The sequence below is a fragment of the Achromobacter sp. MUI-25009338 genome, from assembly GCF_057359325.1.
Genome location: NZ_CM170627.1, coordinates 3,110,172 through 3,127,729 on the forward strand (window position 1 = coordinate 3,110,172; position 17,558 = coordinate 3,127,729).

At 69.2% G+C, this 17,558-nt stretch carries 15 protein-coding genes; 10 read left to right on the top strand and 5 right to left on the bottom strand.

All coding sequences use genetic code 11. The features are described 5' to 3' along the window. Positions 1–30: 30 nt before the first annotated feature. A complete protein-coding gene (locus AC1IQ6_RS14730) occupies positions 31–1,281 on the top strand; it encodes an NnrS family protein (protein ID WP_485864828.1) in 1,251 nt (416 codons plus the stop codon). Positions 1,282–1,297: 16 nt separating this feature from the next. Here the strand turns inward: AC1IQ6_RS14730 and AC1IQ6_RS14735 are convergent, their stop codons facing one another. From AC1IQ6_RS14735 to AC1IQ6_RS14750, 4 genes are all read right to left on the bottom strand, one after another. Next, positions 1,298–2,041, bottom strand: coding sequence for a hypothetical protein (locus AC1IQ6_RS14735; protein WP_485864829.1), 744 nt, complete (start codon positions 2,039–2,041; stop codon positions 1,298–1,300). A 149-nt stretch (positions 2,042–2,190) separates the two neighbouring features. Next, positions 2,191–2,688, bottom strand: a complete 498-nt coding sequence (locus AC1IQ6_RS14740) for a lipid-binding SYLF domain-containing protein (RefSeq protein WP_246842386.1) — start codon at positions 2,686–2,688, stop codon at positions 2,191–2,193. 206 nt (positions 2,689–2,894) lie between these two features. Then, positions 2,895–5,288 (bottom strand): catalase, encoded by a 2,394-nt coding sequence (locus AC1IQ6_RS14745; protein WP_485864830.1) that lies wholly within the window; start codon positions 5,286–5,288, stop codon positions 2,895–2,897. 10 nt (positions 5,289–5,298) lie between these two features. After that, a complete protein-coding gene (locus tag AC1IQ6_RS14750; RefSeq protein ID WP_102771041.1) occupies positions 5,299–5,907 on the bottom strand; it encodes a hypothetical protein in 609 nt (202 codons plus the stop codon). Between the two features lie 271 nt (positions 5,908–6,178). Here AC1IQ6_RS14750 and AC1IQ6_RS14755 point away from each other — a divergent pair, with 271 nt between their 5' ends. From AC1IQ6_RS14755 to AC1IQ6_RS14775, 5 genes are all read left to right on the top strand, one after another. Further along, entirely contained in the window at positions 6,179–7,789 is a 1,611-nt protein-coding gene (locus AC1IQ6_RS14755) for a PepSY-associated TM helix domain-containing protein (RefSeq protein ID WP_485864831.1), read from the top strand. Further along, positions 7,786–8,136 carry a DUF3325 domain-containing protein gene (locus tag AC1IQ6_RS14760; protein ID WP_102771039.1) on the top strand — a complete coding sequence of 117 codons (351 nt, stop codon included), beginning with the start codon at positions 7,786–7,788 and terminating at the stop codon, positions 8,134–8,136. The genes AC1IQ6_RS14755 and AC1IQ6_RS14760 overlap by 4 nt, the downstream gene beginning before the upstream one ends. A gap of 130 nt (positions 8,137–8,266) precedes the next feature. Next, complete coding sequence (locus tag AC1IQ6_RS14765; RefSeq protein WP_485864832.1) at positions 8,267–10,261, top strand: ribonucleoside triphosphate reductase; 1,995 nt, start codon at positions 8,267–8,269, stop codon at positions 10,259–10,261. A 35-nt stretch (positions 10,262–10,296) separates the two neighbouring features. Next, positions 10,297–10,479, top strand: a complete 183-nt coding sequence (gene nrdD, locus AC1IQ6_RS14770; protein WP_102771037.1) for an anaerobic ribonucleoside-triphosphate reductase — start codon at positions 10,297–10,299, stop codon at positions 10,477–10,479. Further along, a complete protein-coding gene (locus AC1IQ6_RS14775) occupies positions 10,445–11,257 on the top strand; it encodes an anaerobic ribonucleoside-triphosphate reductase activating protein (protein ID WP_485864833.1) in 813 nt (270 codons plus the stop codon). Before nrdD ends, AC1IQ6_RS14775 begins: the two co-directional genes overlap by 35 nt. 285 nt (positions 11,258–11,542) lie before the next feature. Here AC1IQ6_RS14775 and AC1IQ6_RS14780 read toward each other — a convergent pair whose 3' ends face one another. Then, positions 11,543–12,961 carry an aminotransferase-like domain-containing protein gene (locus tag AC1IQ6_RS14780; RefSeq protein ID WP_111825230.1) on the bottom strand — a complete coding sequence of 473 codons (1,419 nt, stop codon included), beginning with the start codon at positions 12,959–12,961 and terminating at the stop codon, positions 11,543–11,545. A gap of 98 nt (positions 12,962–13,059) precedes the next feature. Here AC1IQ6_RS14780 and AC1IQ6_RS14785 point away from each other — a divergent pair, with 98 nt between their 5' ends. From AC1IQ6_RS14785 to AC1IQ6_RS14800, 4 genes are all read left to right on the top strand, one after another. Continuing rightward, positions 13,060–14,361, top strand: coding sequence for a hydroxymethylglutaryl-CoA reductase, degradative (locus AC1IQ6_RS14785; RefSeq protein ID WP_485864834.1), 1,302 nt, complete (start codon positions 13,060–13,062; stop codon positions 14,359–14,361). Positions 14,362–14,400: 39 nt separating this feature from the next. Further along, a complete protein-coding gene (locus AC1IQ6_RS14790) occupies positions 14,401–14,886 on the top strand; it encodes a hypothetical protein (protein ID WP_479729872.1) in 486 nt (161 codons plus the stop codon). Next, complete coding sequence (locus AC1IQ6_RS14795) at positions 14,883–16,271, top strand: tripartite tricarboxylate transporter permease (RefSeq protein ID WP_102771032.1); 1,389 nt, start codon at positions 14,883–14,885, stop codon at positions 16,269–16,271. Before AC1IQ6_RS14790 ends, AC1IQ6_RS14795 begins: the two co-directional genes overlap by 4 nt. 122 nt (positions 16,272–16,393) lie before the next feature. Next, the gene (locus tag AC1IQ6_RS14800; RefSeq protein ID WP_102771031.1) at positions 16,394–17,551 is read left to right on the top strand and encodes an NAD(P)H-dependent flavin oxidoreductase; all 1,158 of its coding nucleotides are present in this window, start codon (positions 16,394–16,396) and stop codon (positions 17,549–17,551) included. Positions 17,552–17,558 lie beyond the last annotated feature (7 nt).

Genomic DNA, 17,558 nt, shown 5'->3' on the forward strand with positions numbered 1-17,558 from the left:
TGAAATACACCTTTAAAAACGCAGGCCCCCATGAGCACGCTGCTGACCATCGACGAACCCGACCAGGACTCGCGCCGCGCGCGCCCGCAATGGCGCGCCTTCACCGAAATGGGTTTCCGCCCGCTGTATCTGGCGGGCTGCTTCTGGGCGCTGGCCTCGGTGCTGCTGTGGGTGCATGCCCCGTCCCTGCTCAACGGCGTGCTGGCCGGCATGCCCTGGCATGCGCACGAAATGCTGTGGGGCTTCGTCGCCACCATCGCCGTGGGCTTTCTGCTGACCGCCGGCGGCAACTGGACCGGCAGGAATCCGCTGCGCGGCAATGCCCTGGCGGCGCTGTGCGTGCTATGGATCGTGGCGCGCGCGGGCTACCTGGCGCCGGGCCGGCCCGCGTTTCTCATCGCCGCGCTGGCCGATCTGCTGTTCTTCCTGTGGGGCGCGGCCGCGCTGGGACGCGCCGTGGCCATCACGCGCAACCGGCGCAACTACGGCATACCGCTGCTGCTGGTGGCGCTGGCCCTGACCAACGCGCTGTACCTGTGGGCCACGGTCCAGGGCGACTACTTCGCGCTGATGCGCTACTTCAACGCCGGCCTGCTCTGCATGGCCGTGCTGACCCTGCTGATCGCGCGCCGCATCCTGCCCTTTTTCGCCAAGCGCGCCGTGGCCGGCCTGGACATTCCACCGCATACCCGCAGCGGCCACTGGCAGCTGGGCACGGGCGTGGTCGCCATCGCCTGCCTGCTGGCCGGACGTCCGCAGATCGCGGCCGTGGCGCTGGCCGCGACCGGGCTGATCGCGCTGGTGCAATGGATCTCCTGGAAGCCCTGGGCCGCGCGCCGCGTGCCGCTGCTGTGGATTCTGTACGCGGGCTATTTCGGACTGGGCGTGGGCCTGCTGGTCGGCGCGGCGCAGCTGGCCGGCTTCGTGCTGCGCACCGCCTGGCCCGCGCACGTGGTCGGCGTGGCCGGGTTTTCGGTGCTGATCATCGGCATGGCCACGCGCACCGCGCTGGGCCACCTGGGCCGGCCGCTGCGCGCCGACCGCAGCATGGTCGCCAGCTACGTGCTGGTGATACTGGCCGCGCTGCTGCGCCTGGCCGCCCTGCTGCCCACCGCGGCCGCGCTGGGCCTGCTGCACGCCTCGGCCACGGCGTGGGCGCTGGGCTTCGCGCTGTACCTGTGGCGCTTCTTCCCCATGATGATCCGGCCGCGCGCCGACGCCGGCAAAACCGCCGCGCCGGTCATGCGCGTCGCGCCGGCTCCCGGACGCCCGGCCGCCTGAATCGCGCGCAATGCGTTCAGCGGCGCGCTTCGCGCCGCCGCTGCGCCGCCATCTGCTGTTTCATGGCATCGAGCCAGGCCTTGACCTGCTGCATGTCCACGAACTGCGCCAGTTCGAACTCCAGCTCGCCGATATATTCGCGCACGTCGGCGATCTCGGCCTCCAGGTCCTCCATCAGCTCGGCCGGATCTATCGACTGTTCCGGGTCGAAGCGGTAGCGCGCCTTGAACGCGCGTTCGGCGCCGGCCACCGCCGCCCGCACCTCGGCCAGCCGCGCCTCCAGCGCCCCGGCCTCTTCCGGCAAGGCCGGCGCATCCGCCGGCGGTAAGGCGGCGGGCGGCTCCTCGGCCAGCGCGTCTGCGGCGCCGCGCTCATCGGCATAGTCCGCGTCGAAATCGCTGCCCGCGTGCTTGCGGTACACGGCCTTCAGCTTCGCGAGGTCGCATTCCCCGGGCGTGCCGTCCAGCTCCAGGGAACACAGGGTTTCGTCGGCAAGCTGCGCCGCGATTTCGGAGGCCAGCTGGCGCTGCCCCTTGCTCAGTTCCTTCTGCTTGCAGGCGTGGTCGAAACACAGAACCAGTCTGGCCTTCAGTTCGACTTCCATGGTTTCCAGCGGCGCCAGCTCGTCGGCGTACCGCTGCGCATAGTCCTGCGCGACCTGCCCCCACCGGGACAGCCGGGCCTGCGCCTCTTGCAAATCGTGCCTAAGGGCTTCGAACTTCTGGCGCGGCTGCGGCGCGGCGGGCGGATTTTGTTGCATGGCGGGAGCCTTTCATCAGCGTGGCGCGGCGACGGGCCGCGCATCGACAGGCGCATTTTAAGCGCGGCCGCGCCGACCCAGGCGCCTACGCTCTTGCTGACCAATCCGCGCGATGACAGCGCGGCCCGGCATCGCCGGGCCGCCAACGCTCAATTGAGGTTCAACGAGGTGATCTTGGACCCTTGCAACCCCACCCCGGCCATCAACCCCTGTCCGCCGAAGGGCACGGCGTACACGTCCTGGGTCAGGGTGGTGGTGGTGATGCTGGCCGCGTAGCTTTCGTCCACCATGACCAGCGTGGGTCCGGAACCCAGCGACCAGCCGTCGCTCTGGTCCAGGAACTTCAGCGCCGCCTCGTTCATGAAGAAGAGCGCGTAGCCGAACTTCTGCGCGCCGGCCTGCAGGCCGAAGGACACCGCGGTGATGTTGTAGTAGGCCTGGACCTTGCCGCCGCGGATCAGGGCGCCGTCGCCGCTCTCGGCGCCGACCAGCAGTCCGCCCTTGAGAATGCTGGGAAACACCAGCACGGCGACCGCCTTCTCGCCCAGCACCCGGGTCTTGGGCTCCTGCTGGTACAGCCGTTCCAGCGCCGCCCGCGCATCGCGGCTGATGTCGGCGGCCGACTCGGCGCGGGCCTGGGTCGCCATACAGAAACCGGCCACCCATAAAAAAAGGCTGGCCCACAGCCAACCGTGAAACTTGACAGGCAAAACGGATACGCGACGCATACAGCCTCCTGGAATGAAGACGGCAAGCGCCACGCGCGCTCGCCCCGACTTGCCCGAGCAAGTATTGGCAGGCGCGCGTACGTTGTCAAGCTCCGCCGATGGACGAGGGCCTGGACGCGACAGGACTAGACGGCGGGCGGATCGGTCTCCCGTTCGGGATGGCGATGGCGGGCCAGCGCCTCCAGAAACAGCGGCGCGCTGTTGCCCGGCTCGCCGTCGACCAGCAGCAGGCCGCCGTCGGCTTCGTCCGGCTCGATGCCGGCCGCAACGAATAGCTGCTTGCCTTCGGCCAGCCCCATCAGCGTCTTGCCGTGGCGATAGGCGTCGCGCAGGAATTCCAGCGCCCGTCCGTCGGCGTGCAGACGCTCCACCGCTGCCGCGCCGCCGGGCGCGATGGCGCCGTCGAACAGCACCGAGGGCTGGTTGTCGAGCGATGCGTCGGCGTCCAGCACTTCGCCCTCGCCCGATAGCGGCCCGATGCGCTGGCCGACCAGCCGCACCACCACGCCGGCGGCGATCAGCGCGTCGGCCAAGGCGCGCACGGCGCGGGCGTCCACGCCTTCGGCCACCAGGATCGCGACCTTGCGCGTGGCCGCGCCGCCGTCTCCGGGCCGCGCGGTCAGCGACAGCGCGGGCGAGACCTCGACCTCGGGCGCCGGCGGTTCGCAGGCGCGCGGCAGCGGATCGGGCAAGGCCATGCCCAGGCGCTGCGCCACCGAGCCGGCCAGCTCGTCGGACACGTTGCGCAGGGACGCCACCATGCGCCGGCGCACGGCCGGCACCGTGACCTTGCTCAGTTCGAACGCGAACGCGCTGGCGATGTGGCGGCGCTCCCATTCGGTCTGGCTCAGGTAGAAGAGCGTGGCCTGGTTGTAGTGCTCGGCGAATTTCTCGGGATGGCCGCGCAGCTCGTCGCCCGCCACCGGCTCGGGAAAGGACACGAAACCGTCCATGCCGGCCTGGAACGGACAGCCGCCGCCCAGCGAATTGGGCTCGTAGGCCGCCCGCCCCCGGTGGATGGCCTGGCGGTGCATGCCGTCGCGCTGGTTGTTCTGCACCGGCGCCAGCGGCGCGTTGATCGGGATCTCGTGGAAATTGGGGCCGCCCAGCCGCGAAATCTGCGTGTCCACATAGGAATGGATGCGTCCGGCCAGCAAGGGATCGTTGGTGAAGTCCAGGCCCGGCACCACGTGCGCCGCGCAGAAAGCCACCTGCTCGGTTTCGGCGAAGAAGTTGTCGGGGTTGCGGTCCAGCACCAGCCGGCCCACCGGCACCACGGGCACCAGTTCCTCGGGCACGATCTTGGTGGCGTCCAGCACGTCGAAGCTGAAGCGTTCGGCCTCTTCCTCGGTAAAGACCTGCACGCCCAGCTCCCATTGCGGGGGGTTGCCGGAATCGATGGCCTCCCACAAGTCGCGCCGGTGGAAATCGGGGTCGGCGCCGGCCGTTTTGACGGCCTCGTCCCAGACCTGCGAATGCGTGCCCAGCAAGGGGTTCCAGTGGAACTTGACCAGCCGCGACTCGCCGTCGGCGTTGACGAAGCGGAAGGTGTGCACGCCAAAGCCCTGCATCATGCGAAAGCTGCGCGGGATCGCGCGGTCCGACATCAGCCACATCAGCATGTGGGTGGATTCCGGCATCAGCGACACGAAGTCCCAGAACGTGTCGTGCGCGGACGCGGCCTGCGGCATGGCGTGGTGCGGTTCGGGCTTGACCGCGTGCACCAGGTCCGGGAATTTCATCGCGTCCTGGATGAAAAACACCGGCATGTTGTTGCCCACCAGGTCCCAGTTGCCTTCGTCGGTGTAGAACTTGACCGCGAAGCCGCGCACATCGCGCGCGGTGTCCTTGGAGCCGCGCTCGCCGGCCACGGTCGAGAAGCGCACGAATACCGGCGTGCGCTTGCCGACCTCGGCGAACGGCGCGGCCGCGGTCAGGTCGGTCAGGGCGCGCTCGCAGACGAAGTAGCCGTGCGCCGCCGAGCCGCGCGCGTGCACGATGCGCTCGGGGATGCGCTCATGGTCGAAGTGCGTGATCTTCTCGCGCAGGATGAAATCCTTGAGCAGCGCCGGCCCGCGCAGCCCCGCCTTGAGCGAATGCTGGTTGTCGCTGATGCGCACGCCCTGGTTGGTGGTCAGCGGCTGGCCCGTGGGGTCGGCGCGCACGCGCGCCAGCCGGCCGTCGGCGGCGTTGACGCCGGGCGCGGCCGGCCCGCCGGTCTTGGGCGAGTCCGCGCTTTCGGACAGGGAGCTGGCGCCCGCGGCCGGGTCCGCCGGAGACACGCTGGCGCCCGTATACGGACAGCGCGCGCCTTCCTCGCCATACTCGGCGGCCTTGCCGGCGTTGTGGTCCAGCGCGGATGCGGCGGCGTCCACGGCCGCGGCCCGCCTGGCCGCCGGACTGCGCGCCCGGCCGCGCGCGCCGCCCTCGGGCGCGGCGCCGGGGCCGCTGTCGGTGTTCTGGTAGGCGCTATCGACGGCCGGCGCGGCGCCCGCCTTGGCTGGTTTCTTCCCTGGCATGGCGGTTCTCCTAAAGCATCTTGGCGCGGGACTGCTCGGCGCGGGATGCGCCGATCGCGGACTCCACCTGTTTGACCTCTTCGGGCGGCGGCAGCACGGCGGGATAGCCCAGGGCTTCGATCCACAGCTCCCGCGACCAGCCCTTGGTGTGATAGAGATGGTGTTCCTCGTCGGTGACCACCGCGTCATAGGCCTGTTTGAGCACCTTGCCCTCGGTGCCGCCGTGCTGCTCGGCGATCACGCCGATCAGCGTCCAGTTGGCGTGGTCCTTGGTCTCGGCCAGCACCACGCATTCGGTCGCGACCAGCTGCGCGGCGTCGGCGTCGCCAGCGGCGATCGCCATCTTCATGGCCTTCACCAGCGACTCGCCGATATGGCGCACGACCTCGCGGCCCGGCGACTCGCGCTCGGGGTCCAGCCCCAGCTGCTCGAACACGGTCAGCAGCACGCGGCGATGGGTGCGCGTTTCTTCCAGATAGTCCTGCCATTCCTGCTTCAGGTCTTCATTGACGGCGCAGGTCACGGCGGTCTCGTAGATTTTCAATCCCCCGATCTCGGTTTCCAGGGCCTGATACAGCAGTTCCTCGATCTGCGCGGCATTTCCGGCTTTGCGTTTCATTGGACGCTCCTCTGTCTGTGTGGTGTCGCGCCACCGCCGCCGCGTACCGGCGGCCTGGCGACCTGCGCGACCCCAGCAACCGGCGTTCCCGCGCCGCCCCGCACGCCGCGCCTGCGCGCACCGGGTGCAGAAAATACAAAGCCCCGGACCGGACAACACTGGCCCCATTTAGTTTAGAATCGGAATTATTCTCAATAAAAATCAGACCGCCTCGGTTCGCGGCGGCGTCACAAGAAAGAGGCTCACCCTGAAATCCGGTTTCCGCCTGTCCATGGCCTGGCTCCATACGTGGGTCGGCCTGTGGTTCTCCTGGCTGCTGTTCGCCGTCTTCCTGACGGGTTCGCTGGCCGTGTTCTCCGAACCCATCACCCATTGGATGACGCCCGAACACCAGGCTGCCGAAGCCTCGGCCGCCGAGCGGCAAGGCGCGCCGGTGGACCGCGCCCACCGCTTCGGGCTGGCGGTGGACTACATGGCCCGCAACCATGCCGGCGCGGGCATGTGGGAAATCTGGCCGGTCAACCGCCACCACGACAATGGGCTGACGGTTTACTGGTTCGACAAGAACGGCCTTTACGCCGACGCCGAGCTCGACCCCGTCACCGGCGCCGAACTGGACGAGCACCACGACGAGGCCGAAAGCCGTGCCACGCCGGGCGGCCAGCACTTCGTGGACTTCCACTACACCCTGCACGACGCCGGGCTGGGGCTGTGGATCGTGGCCTTCGCCACCATGGCGATGCTGGTGGCGCTGATTTCCGGCGTGGTCACGCACAAACGCATCTTCAAGGATTTCTTCACCTTCCGCGCCAACAAGGGCCAGCGCTCGTGGCTGGACGCGCACAATACGAGCGCGGTGCTGACCCTGCCCTTTCTGTTCATGATCGCCTACACCGGCGTGGTGATTTCCGGCGCGACGCTCATGCCCGCTCCCGTTTCCGCCACCTACGGCGAGGGCCCGCAGGCGCTGCGCGTCTATCTGGCCGAACTGGAAGGCGAGCCGATGCTCGCGCGCAGCGGCGCCGCCCAGGCCGTGCCGGCGCTGGAGCCCATCGTCGCCCGGGCCGAAAGCCTGATCGGGCAGACCCCCCGCGCCATCGTCATCCGCAACCCCGAAGACAGCTCCATGCGCATCGGCGTGTACGGCTGGAACGAGGCGGCCGACACCTTGCGCAACATCAGCGCCACCACCGGCATGGCGGAGTTCACGGGCGACGGCGAACTGCTGCGCGTGCGCCCGGCCGGCGAAGTGCTGGGCGGCGCCGCGCCGCGCACGCGCCAGGTCTTGAGCGACCTGCACATGGCCAGGTTCGGCGGCGTGGCCATGCAATGGCTGTATTTCATCTGCGGCATGGCCGGCGCGGCCCTGATGGGCACCGGCGCCATCCTCTTCATGGTCAAGCGCCGCGCCCGGCACGGCGGCGAATTCGGCGCCGCCACCGCGCGCGTCTACCGCCTGATCGAAGGACTGAACGTGGCCGCGATGGCCGGGCTGGGCATCGCCTGCGTCGGCTATTTCTGGGCCAATCGCCTGCTGCCGGTGACGCTGCAGGACCGGGCCGCCTGGGAGCTGCGCGTCTTCTTCCTGATCTGGGCGCTGACGCTGCCGCATGCCTGGCTATGCGCCCCGCGCCGCGCCTGGATCATGCAGCTGGGCCTGCTGTCGGCGCTGTGCCTGCTGCTGCCGCTGATGTCGTACGCCGCCGTGGGCGACCACCTGTACGCGCAGATCGCGCGCGGCGACTGGGAAAGCGCCGGCGTCGAACTGAGCGCCCTGGCTTTCGGCGTACTATCGGGCTGGGCGGCCCTGCGGTTATGGCGCCGGCCCGCTACGGCGCCCTCGCAGCGCATCCCCCGCGCAAACGAAGAGGCAGCGGCATGAATTCCAACGACCTGTACGCCATCGGCATGGCCCTGCTGCTGACCTACTCCGGCATGGCCTGCCTGAGCCTGGCCATGCCGCGCCATTACGACCAGGTCTGGGGCCGCGACCCGTCGGCCGGACACAGCCGCGTGCTGCGCGGCGCCGGCCTGCTGCTGCTGGCCCTGGCCCTTCTGCCCTGCGTCAGCCTGTGGGGCAATACGGTGGGCGTGGTGGCCTGGCTGGGCTGGCTGTCGGCCGGCGCCCTGCTGTGGGTCGGCATGCTGTCGTGGGCCCCGCGCCCGGCGGCGCGCACCGCGGCGCTGGCCCTGGCGATCGCGCTGGCCGGGGTCGGAATCGGCTTTTGACGGTCCGCGCAAGGCGCGAAAAACGCGTTTGATGCGCATCAAGCAGGGCTAAAATCCCGCGTCTCGCGTACGTCGACGACACCATATGTGGTGATAGAGTTTCACCACCCTACTACATATGGTGTCAGTCATGCATATCCAGCACATACTCAAGCGCGACGGCCGGGTCGTGGCGTTCGACCGCGACAAGATCGCCCACGCCATCGCCGCGGCCGGCCAGAGCACCGGGGAACTGGACCTCGCGGGCGCGCAGGCGCTGACCGACGCCGTCATCGACGCGCTGGCCGACCAGCCCTGCCCCGGCGTCGAAACCATCCAGAACCGCGTCGAGGAAGTCCTGGTCCAGGCCGGCCGCTGGCGCACGGCGCGCGCCTACATCGTCTACCGCGAGCAGCACGCCCGCCTGCGCTCGCTGCGCCACACCCTGGTGGACGTGGAAAGCGCCATGGAGGAATACCTGGAGCAGCGCGACTGGCGCGTCAACGCCAACGCCAACCAGGGCTACAGCCTGGGCGGCCTGATCCTGAACGTCGCGGGCAAGGTCACCGCCAACTACTGGCTGTCCAATGTCTTCGCGCCGGAGGCCGGACGCGCCCACCGCGAAGGCGACATCCACATCCACGACCTGGACATGCTGAGCGGCTATTGCGCCGGCTGGTCGCTGCGCCAGCTGCTGACCGAAGGCTTCAACGGCATCCCCGGCAAGGTCGAGGCCACGCCGCCGCGCCACATGTCGGCCGCCATCGGCCAGATCGTCAACTTCCTGGGCACGCTGCAGAACGAATGGGCCGGCGCGCAGGCCTTCAGCTCGTTCGACACCTACATGGCGCCTTTCATCCGCCGCGACGCCATGACCTACGCGCAGGTCAAGCAGGCCATGCAGGAGCTGATCTACAACCTCAACGTGCCCAGCCGCTGGGGCACGCAGACGCCGTTCACCAACCTGACCTTCGACTGGACCTGCCCGGCCGACCTGCGCGAACAGATTCCGTACGTGGGCGGCGAGGAAATGCCGTTCGCCTACGGCGACCTGCAGGCCGAGATGGACATGATCAACCGCGCCTACATCGAAGTCATGATGGCCGGCGACGCCAAGGGCCGCGTCTTCACCTTCCCCATCCCCACCTACAACATCACGCCGGACTTCGACTGGGACCATCCCAACACCGAACGCCTGTTCGAAATGACGGCGCGCTACGGCCTGCCTTATTTCCAGAACTTCCTCAATTCCGACCTGGAGCCGCACATGGTGCGCTCCATGTGCTGCCGCCTGCAGCTGGATCTGCGCGAACTGCTCAAGCGCGGCAACGGCCTGTTCGGCTCGGCCGAGCAGACCGGCTCGGTGGGCGTGGTCACGGTCAACTGCGCGCGCCTGGGCTATACCTGCCGCGGCGACGAGGGCAAGCTGATGGCGCGCCTGGACCACCTGCTGGAGCTGGGGCGCGACGTGCTCGAAACCAAGCGCAAGGTGGTGCAGCGCTACATCGACCAGGGCCTGTATCCCTACACCCGCCGCTACCTGGGCACGCTGCGCAACCACTTCAGCACGCTGGGGGTGAACGGCATCAACGAGATGATCCGCAACTTCACCGGCGATATGGACGACATCACCACCGGGCCGGGCCACGCCATGGCGGTCCGGCTGCTGGACCGCGTGCGCGCCCGCATGACCGAATTCCAGGAACAGACCGGCCACCTGTACAACCTGGAGGCCACGCCGGCCGAAGGCACCACCTACCGTTTCGCGCGCGAGGACCGCAAGCGCTATCCCGACATCCTGCAGGCCGGCAGCGACGCGCAGCCCTACTACACCAATTCCAGCCAGCTGCCGGTGGGGCATACGGACGACCCCTTCCATGCGCTGGAGCTTCAGGAAACGCTGCAGGGCAAGTACACCGGCGGCACCGTGCTGCACCTGTACATGAACGAGGCCGTGTCCTCGGCCGGCGCCTGCAAGGAGCTGGTGCGCCGCGCGCTGTCGAATTTCCGCCTGCCCTACATCACCGTCACGCCGACCTTCTCGATCTGCCCCAACCACGGCTATCTGGCGGGACGCCACGAGTTCTGCCCCAAATGCGATGCCGAGCTGCTCGCCCGGCAATCGTCATGCTGCACCCCGGCCTAGCCGGATATCCCCCTGGCCTCTACCAAGGAACCCCTATGCAAACCCTGACCACCCCCGACATCGCCCCCGCCACCGCCCCCATGCTGGACGACAGCCAGCGCGTGCGTTGCGAGATCTGGACCCGCGTGATGGGCTACCACCGTCCCGTTTCGTCCTTCAACACCGGCAAACAAGGCGAATTCAATGAACGCCGCTTCTTCGTCGAACGCCGCGCCTGAGGGCGCGCGTCCTGCCCCGGCCTGCGGGCCGGGGTCCGCGCCCGCCGCGCGCAGGATGGCCGTCAGGCCGGCCTACGCCGCCTTGCCGCAGCCGGTGCTGCAGCCCTTGCCGCGCCACGCCCATTCGGTGGGCGGGCTGGTGCCTTTTTCCACCGTGGACTGGCCCGGCAAGCTGGCCGCCGTGGTCTTCATCGCCGGCTGCCCCTGGCGCTGCCATTACTGCCACAACACCGAATTGCAGACGCGCACCGCGCGCTACGACTGGCATGACATCCGCGCTTTCCTCGAAACCCGCAAGGGGCTGCTGGACGCCGTCGTATTCTCCGGCGGCGAACCCCTGAGCGAACCGCGCCTGGCCCAGATGATCCGCGACGTGCGGCGCATGGGCTACCAGGTCGGCATGCACACCGCCGGCATCTATCCGCTGCGACTGGCCGACGTGCTGCAGCACCTGGACTGGGTCGGCCTGGACATCAAGGCCGACGCCGCCGGCTACGACGACATCACCGGCCGCCGCGATTCCGAGCGTCCCGCCATGTCGTGCCTGGCCCAGCTGCTGTCGGCGCGGCGCGATTTCGAATGCCGCGTCACCTGGCATCCCGACTGGTTCGACGAGACCCGGCTGCTGGACGTGGCCCGGGAACTGTCCCGCCGCGGCGTGCGACGCTTCGCCGTGCAGGGCGCGCGCAGCACGCCGGACTCGCCCGCCGCGCGCCACTTGAGCGCGCAGGCCGAAAGCCGGATGCGGGAATGGTTCGAAGCGTTCGAGTATCGCTGAGGGGATGGCGTTGCGTGGAACCATGGCGTGGGCACGTGGCTGCGGGTCGAACCATGAACCATGATATTGGGTCGTAGGATGGGTGTAGCGCGGCAACCGGCGGGTAAGAATTCCGACTCCGAACGCGCGTAACCCATCGGCCGGCGAGAGCCGGCGGTTTGTCTCTTGCCTCGAAAGGCGGCGGCTGGCGCCGCCTGATGGGTTACGCGCGTTGAATTGTTGAATTCTTGCGTAAGTATTCTCGCGCTACACCCATCCTACGCCCGCCCCACGCCAACCCGCGCGTCACCCCCCACGCCGCGCCATCGCCTCCCGGAAACGCGGCGAGCCGATGGCGCCGACGTTGCAGCGCGCCCAGGGCGATCGGATCGTGGGGTCCACGCTGAACACCCGCCCCGGCGCCATGATGATCTTTTCCGGCATCAGCTCGGCGGCCAGGGCCAGCGTGTCGTCCACGCCGGGAAAGGCCGACCACAGGTACAGCGAACTGGTGGGCCGGGCGAAGACCTCGGCGCCCAGCGAATCCAGCACCTGCAGCGCATGGCCGGTGGCGGCTTCCAGGCGCTGGCGCAGCCTGACCAGATGCCGCTCGTAGTGGCCGTCGCGCAGCATCACGTCCACCATGCGCTCGCAGTACTCGGAACTGCTGACGTGCACCAGCGCCTTGAGGTCGGCCAGGTCGCTGGCCAGCGCGGCGTTGCAGGCGATGAATCCCACCCGCAGCGCGGCGGAGAATGACTTGGAGAAGCTGCCGATGTAAATGGTGCGCTCCAGCTGGTCCAGCGCCGCCAGGCGCACCGCGGACGTGGGCTTGAAGTCCGCCAGCGGATCGTTCTCCACCAGGATCAGGTTGTGGCGCTCCGCCAGCTGCAGCACCCGGTACGCCTTGGCCGGCGAGATGTCCGACCCCGTGGGGTTGTGCGCCAGCGACTGGGTGAAGAACAGGCGCGGCTTTTCCCGCTGCAGCAGCGCTTCCAGCGCGGCGATGTCCGGACCGTCCGGCAGGCGCGGCACGCCCAGCATGCGCGCCCCGGCCAGCTTGAGCTTGCCGAACAGGGGGTAATAGCCGGGGTTGTCGACCAGCACCGGCGCGTCCTGCGGCACGAAGTAGCGGATCACCAGGTCCATGGCCTCGTTCGCGCCGTGCGTCAGCACCAGTTGCGGCGGCGCCGCATTGATGCCCACGTCTCCCAGCTTGCGCACCAGGCTTTCGCGCAGCGGCGCATAGCCGAAGCGGCTGCCGTAGCGGAACAAGGCGCCCAGCCCGGTGCGCACCACCTTCTGGTGGTAGCGGTCCATGCGCATGTCGGCCAGCCATTCCACCGGCGGAAACCCGTCGCCCACCGCGACCGCGTCGGGCTGGGTCTTGAGCTGCTCGCGCATCAGCCACACGATGTCCATGGCGCGGCTCAGCTGCCCCGGCTCCTCGTCGGCGGCCTTGCGCGTCCTGCCCGTCTCCAGCACGTAGAAGCCGGAACCCCGGCGCGGCTCCACCAGGCCCTGCGCGACCAGCATTTCGAACGCCACCACCACGGTGTTCTTCGCGTAGCGGTGCAATTGCGCCAGCTCGCGCAGCGACGGCAGCTTGTCGCCGGCCCGGTACACGCCGTCGGCGATCTGCTGGCCGATCAGCCGGGCCAGGCTTTCGGCGATGGGCGCGGCGCGCGGCGGGCGCGTCGCCAGGGGAGGAAGGCTGCCGGACATATGCAAAAATTGGTGCAGTGCAATGACACTGTTTGTCGAAACTGTACCTCTCAATACCGGTACAGTCTACCTAGAATCTGGCCACCCGATTCCGATACATGGAGACCCCGCAATTGGCCGATTCCCGCCTGCCCAACTTCCGTTCCCTCACCCCCGCCGACCGCCTGGCGGCCGTGGCCGACGCCGCGGACCTGAGCGCCGAGGAGCGCCGGCTGCTGGCCGCGCCAGGCGCGCTGGGCCTGGACCGCGCCGACGGCATGATAGAGAACGTCATCGCCGCGTTCGAACTGCCGCTGGGCGTGGCCGCCAACTTCCAGGTCAACGGCCGCGACGTGCTGGTGCCGATGGCGGTCGAGGAGCCGTCCGTGGTGGCCGCCGCGTCCTACATGGCCAAGCTGGCGCGCGCCTGCGGCGGCTTCGAGACTTCCAGCACCCGGCCGCTGATGCGCGCCCAGGTGCAGGTGCTGGGGCTGGGCGATCCGCAGGGCGCGCGGCTGGCGCTGCTGCGCGAACGCGAGCGCATCGTGGCGCTGGCCAACGGCCGCGACCGCACCCTGGTCGAGCTGGGCGGCGGCTGCCAGGACATCGAAGTCCACGTATTTCCCGACACCCCGCGCGGCCCCATGCTGGTGCTGCACCTGATCGTGGACGTGCGCGACGCGATGGGCGCCAACGCCGTCAACACCATGGCCGAGGCCGTGGCGCCGCTGATCGAGGAAATTTCCGGCGGCTCCGTGCGCCTGCGCATCCTGTCCAACCTGGCCGACCTGCGCCTGGCGCGCGCCCGCGTGCGCCTGACGCCGCAGGCGCTGGACACGGCCGAGCGCAGCGGCGCCGACATCATCGAAGGCGTGCTCGACGCCTACACCTTCGCCGCGGTCGATCCCTACCGCGCGGCCACGCACAACAAGGGCATCATGAACGGCATCGACCCCGTGATCGTCGCCACCGGCAACGACTGGCGGGCGGTGGAAGCCGGCGCCCACGCCTACGCCAGCCGCGACGGCCGCTACACCTCCCTCACCCACTGGGAGAAAGACGCCGCGGGCGCGCTGGTCGGCTCCATCGAAATGCCCATGCCCGTGGGCCTGGTGGGCGGCGCCACCAAGACCCATCCGCTGGCCCGCCTGGCGCTGAAGATCATGGGCGTGAAAAGCGCGCAGGAACTGGGCGAAATCGCCGTGGCCGTGGGCCTGGCGCAGAACCTGGGCGCGCTGCGGGCGCTGGCCACCGAAGGCATCCAGCGCGGCCACATGGCGCTGCACGCGCGCAACATCGCCCTGGCCGCCGGCGCGGCGGGCGCCGAGATCGACACCGTCGCCAAGCGCATGGCGGCCCTGCGGGACGTAACCAGCGACCGCGCGCGCGCCTTGCTGGAGGAATTGCGCGCGCCCCGATAAACCCGGCCATCCGGCCTGACAAGAACCAAGGAGAGAGACATGAATCCGAACACCCCGGCGCCGCCTGCGCGCCTGGCGGAAGTCTGGAGCGACACGGTCGACCTGCGCCAGCTGGCGTGGGCCATCGGCATCGGCATCGTGATCAGCGTGGCGGGGTTCTATGCCGCCAGCCATTGGCTGCGCGGCGTCGTCGCCTCGCCCGAGCTGGCCCATGCCTACGCCATGCTGGCCGGGCTGGCGGGCTGCGTGCTGGCCGGCCTGATCTGCGCCCGCCTGTTCCCGCCCAAGCGCATCGTGGTCGAACACAGCGCCACCCAGGACCCGGCCTGGCGCGCCGAAGTGCTGGCCGAACTGGCCGAGCAGCCCGGCGGCCTGGGCACGCTGGCCGATCTGCCCGAGGCCGCCGTGCGCGAACTCAAGGCGCTGGACCTGTACGAGCTGTTCGCCCAGCCCGCCGCGCCCGCGTCCGATGCGCGCGTGCGCGCCGAAGCGCCGCAGGGCGCGAACAAGGAGGCGCTGGCATGAGCAATCCCGCGCTACTCGAACAAATCATGATGGCGGCCGCCATGGGCCTGCTGGGCGCGGTGGTGTTCGCGGCCATCGGCCTGGTGTCCGGCACCGACGAAACCACCACGCTGGCGCCGCTGACCCTGCTGGTGGTGCTGCTGGGCGTGCCGCCGGCGGGCGTCTTCACCTTTTTCCTGGCCGGCGCCGTGGCCAAGCACATGACCCATGCCGTGCCCACGGCGCTGCTGGGCATACCCGGCGACACCATGGCCACGCCGCTGCTGCAGGACGCGAACATGCTGCGCAAGCTGGGCGTGCCGCACATCGCGCTGCGCAAGATGGTGTCCGGCGCCATCGTCGCCGCGTTCGTGGCGGTGCCGCTGGCCGTGCTGTTCGCGGTGCTGCTGGCGCCGTTCGGCGCGGTCATCACCCGGTTCGCGCCCTGGATCTTCCTGGCCGCGGCGCTGCTCATCGCCTACTTCTCGGCCGGCCGCTGGGCCGCGGTCGCGCTGCTGGCGCCGTTCGTCGTGCTCATCGTCGCGCTGCAGAGCCTGACCGCCAAGTACGGGGTCAAGCTGAGCATCAGCTACTTCCTGGGCATCGCCATCGGGCCGCTGATCGCGGACCTGTTCAGCGTGGCCTCGCCGCAGGGGCGCTCGCGCATGCTGCGCGACAAGGTACGCACCTTCTCGCTGGCGCCGGACGTGAAAGGCTGGTCGGGCTACTTCCCCAACCCGCTGAAGGTCATGGACCGCACGCAGACCCGCTGGACGCTGGCCACGGCCGCGGTCTCCAGCGCCACCTTCGTGTTCAGCCCCGTGGCCATGACCGTGGTGCTGGGCGAGCTGGTGGGCTCGCGCGTCAAGCATGCCTATCACCGCCTGACCACCGTGCTGAGCGCGCGCAACGGCGTCACCGAGGCCACCTACATCGCCGAGGCGCTGATTCCGCTGATCGCCTTCGGCCTGCCGCTCAGTCCGGTGGCCGCCGGCCCCGCGGCGCCCTTGTTCAACGCGCCGCCGCGCTTCACGGTGGACGCCGCCACCGGCCAGACCAACAATCTGCACAACCTGCTGAACCACTGGGAGTTCCTGGGCTACGGCATGCTGGCGGTATTGCTGGCCGCGGTGGTGTCCTATCCGTTCGCCATGAACTTTGCGCGCCGCGCCGCGCTGTTCGTGTCGCGCAAGGTCAGCCACGAGGCCATCATCGCCACCTTCGTCGGCCTGATCATCGTCATCAGCGTCTGGGAAGGCCAGTTCCTGGGCCTGCTCGTGATCCTCACCATGGGCCTGTTCGGCGGCCTGCTGTCGCGCCTGTTCGGCTTCAACACCGGCGTGCAGTTCATGGGCTATTACACCGCCGTGCTGTCGGTGCCGGCGATCGTCAAGCTGCTGGCCTGAAATACCGCGTGTCGGACGGGGCCCGGCCCCGTCCGCAATTCCCCGCCGCTTGATCCCGCGCAAGGCGATCGGACGCCCCTTGCTCTAGCCTCTGTCAACTTGACCTGAGGAAAGACCTGATCATGACGTGGTTCAAATCACTCACTCTCGCCGGACGCGAACTGCTGCCCATCGTACAGGGCGGCATGGGCGTCGGCATCTCGGCCCATCGCCTGGCCGGCGCGGTCGCCAGCCAGAACGCCATGGGCACCATCGCCAGCATCGATTTGCGCCACCATCATCCGGATCTGCTCGAAAAGACCGAGCGCTGCCATGACCGCGACCTGATCGACAGCGCCAACCTCGAAGCGCTGCACCGCGAAATCCGCGCCGCGCTGGACACGGCGCAGGGCCGCGGCCTGGTCGCCGTCAACGTCATGAAGGCGGTGCGGGGCCACCCGGCCCTGGTGCGCCAGGCCTGCGAAAGCGGCGCCCAGGCCATCGTGATGGGCGCGGGCCTGCCGCTGGACCTGCCCGAAATGACCGCCGATTTCCCCAAGGTCGCGCTGGTGCCGATTCTGTCCGAAGCGCGCGGCGTGGCCGCGGTGCTCAAGAAATGGATCAAGAAGGGCCGGCTGGCCGACGCCGTGGTGATCGAACATCCCGGCCACGCCGGCGGCCACCTGGGCGCGGCGCGGCTCGAAGACGTGCACGACGAACGCTTCGATTTCAAGCGCGTGCTGGCCGATTGCCACAAGCTGTTCCAGGAACTGGCGCTGGGCAAGGACGCGCCCAAGCTCATCGTGGCCGGCGGCGTGGGCAGCCACGACCAGGTGCGCCACTGGCTGGGGCACGGCGCCGACGGCGTACAGGTGGGCACCGCCTTCGCCGTCACTATCGAGGGCGACGCGCACGAGAATTTCAAGCGCGTGCTGATCGACGCCGACCCCGACCAGTTGAAGGAATTCACCAGCGTGGCCGGCCTGCCGGCGCGCGCCGTGGCCACGCCGTGGCTGACGCGCTACCTGCGCCAGGAAAAGACGCTGCAGGAAAACACCCGCTGCGACGCGCGCCGCTGCAGCCAGCGCATGGACTGCCTGACGCAGTGCGGCCTGCGCGACGGGCTGTCGCGCTTCGGCCAGTTCTGCATCGACCTCAAGCTGGCCGCCGCCATGCGCGGCGAAGTCAGCCGCGGCCTGTTCTTCCGCGGCGCATCCAAGCTGCCTTTCGGCAACGCCATGCGCTCGGTGCGCGAACTGATGGACTACCTGCTGCACGGACAGATGCCCGCCAACGCCTGATCCCGGC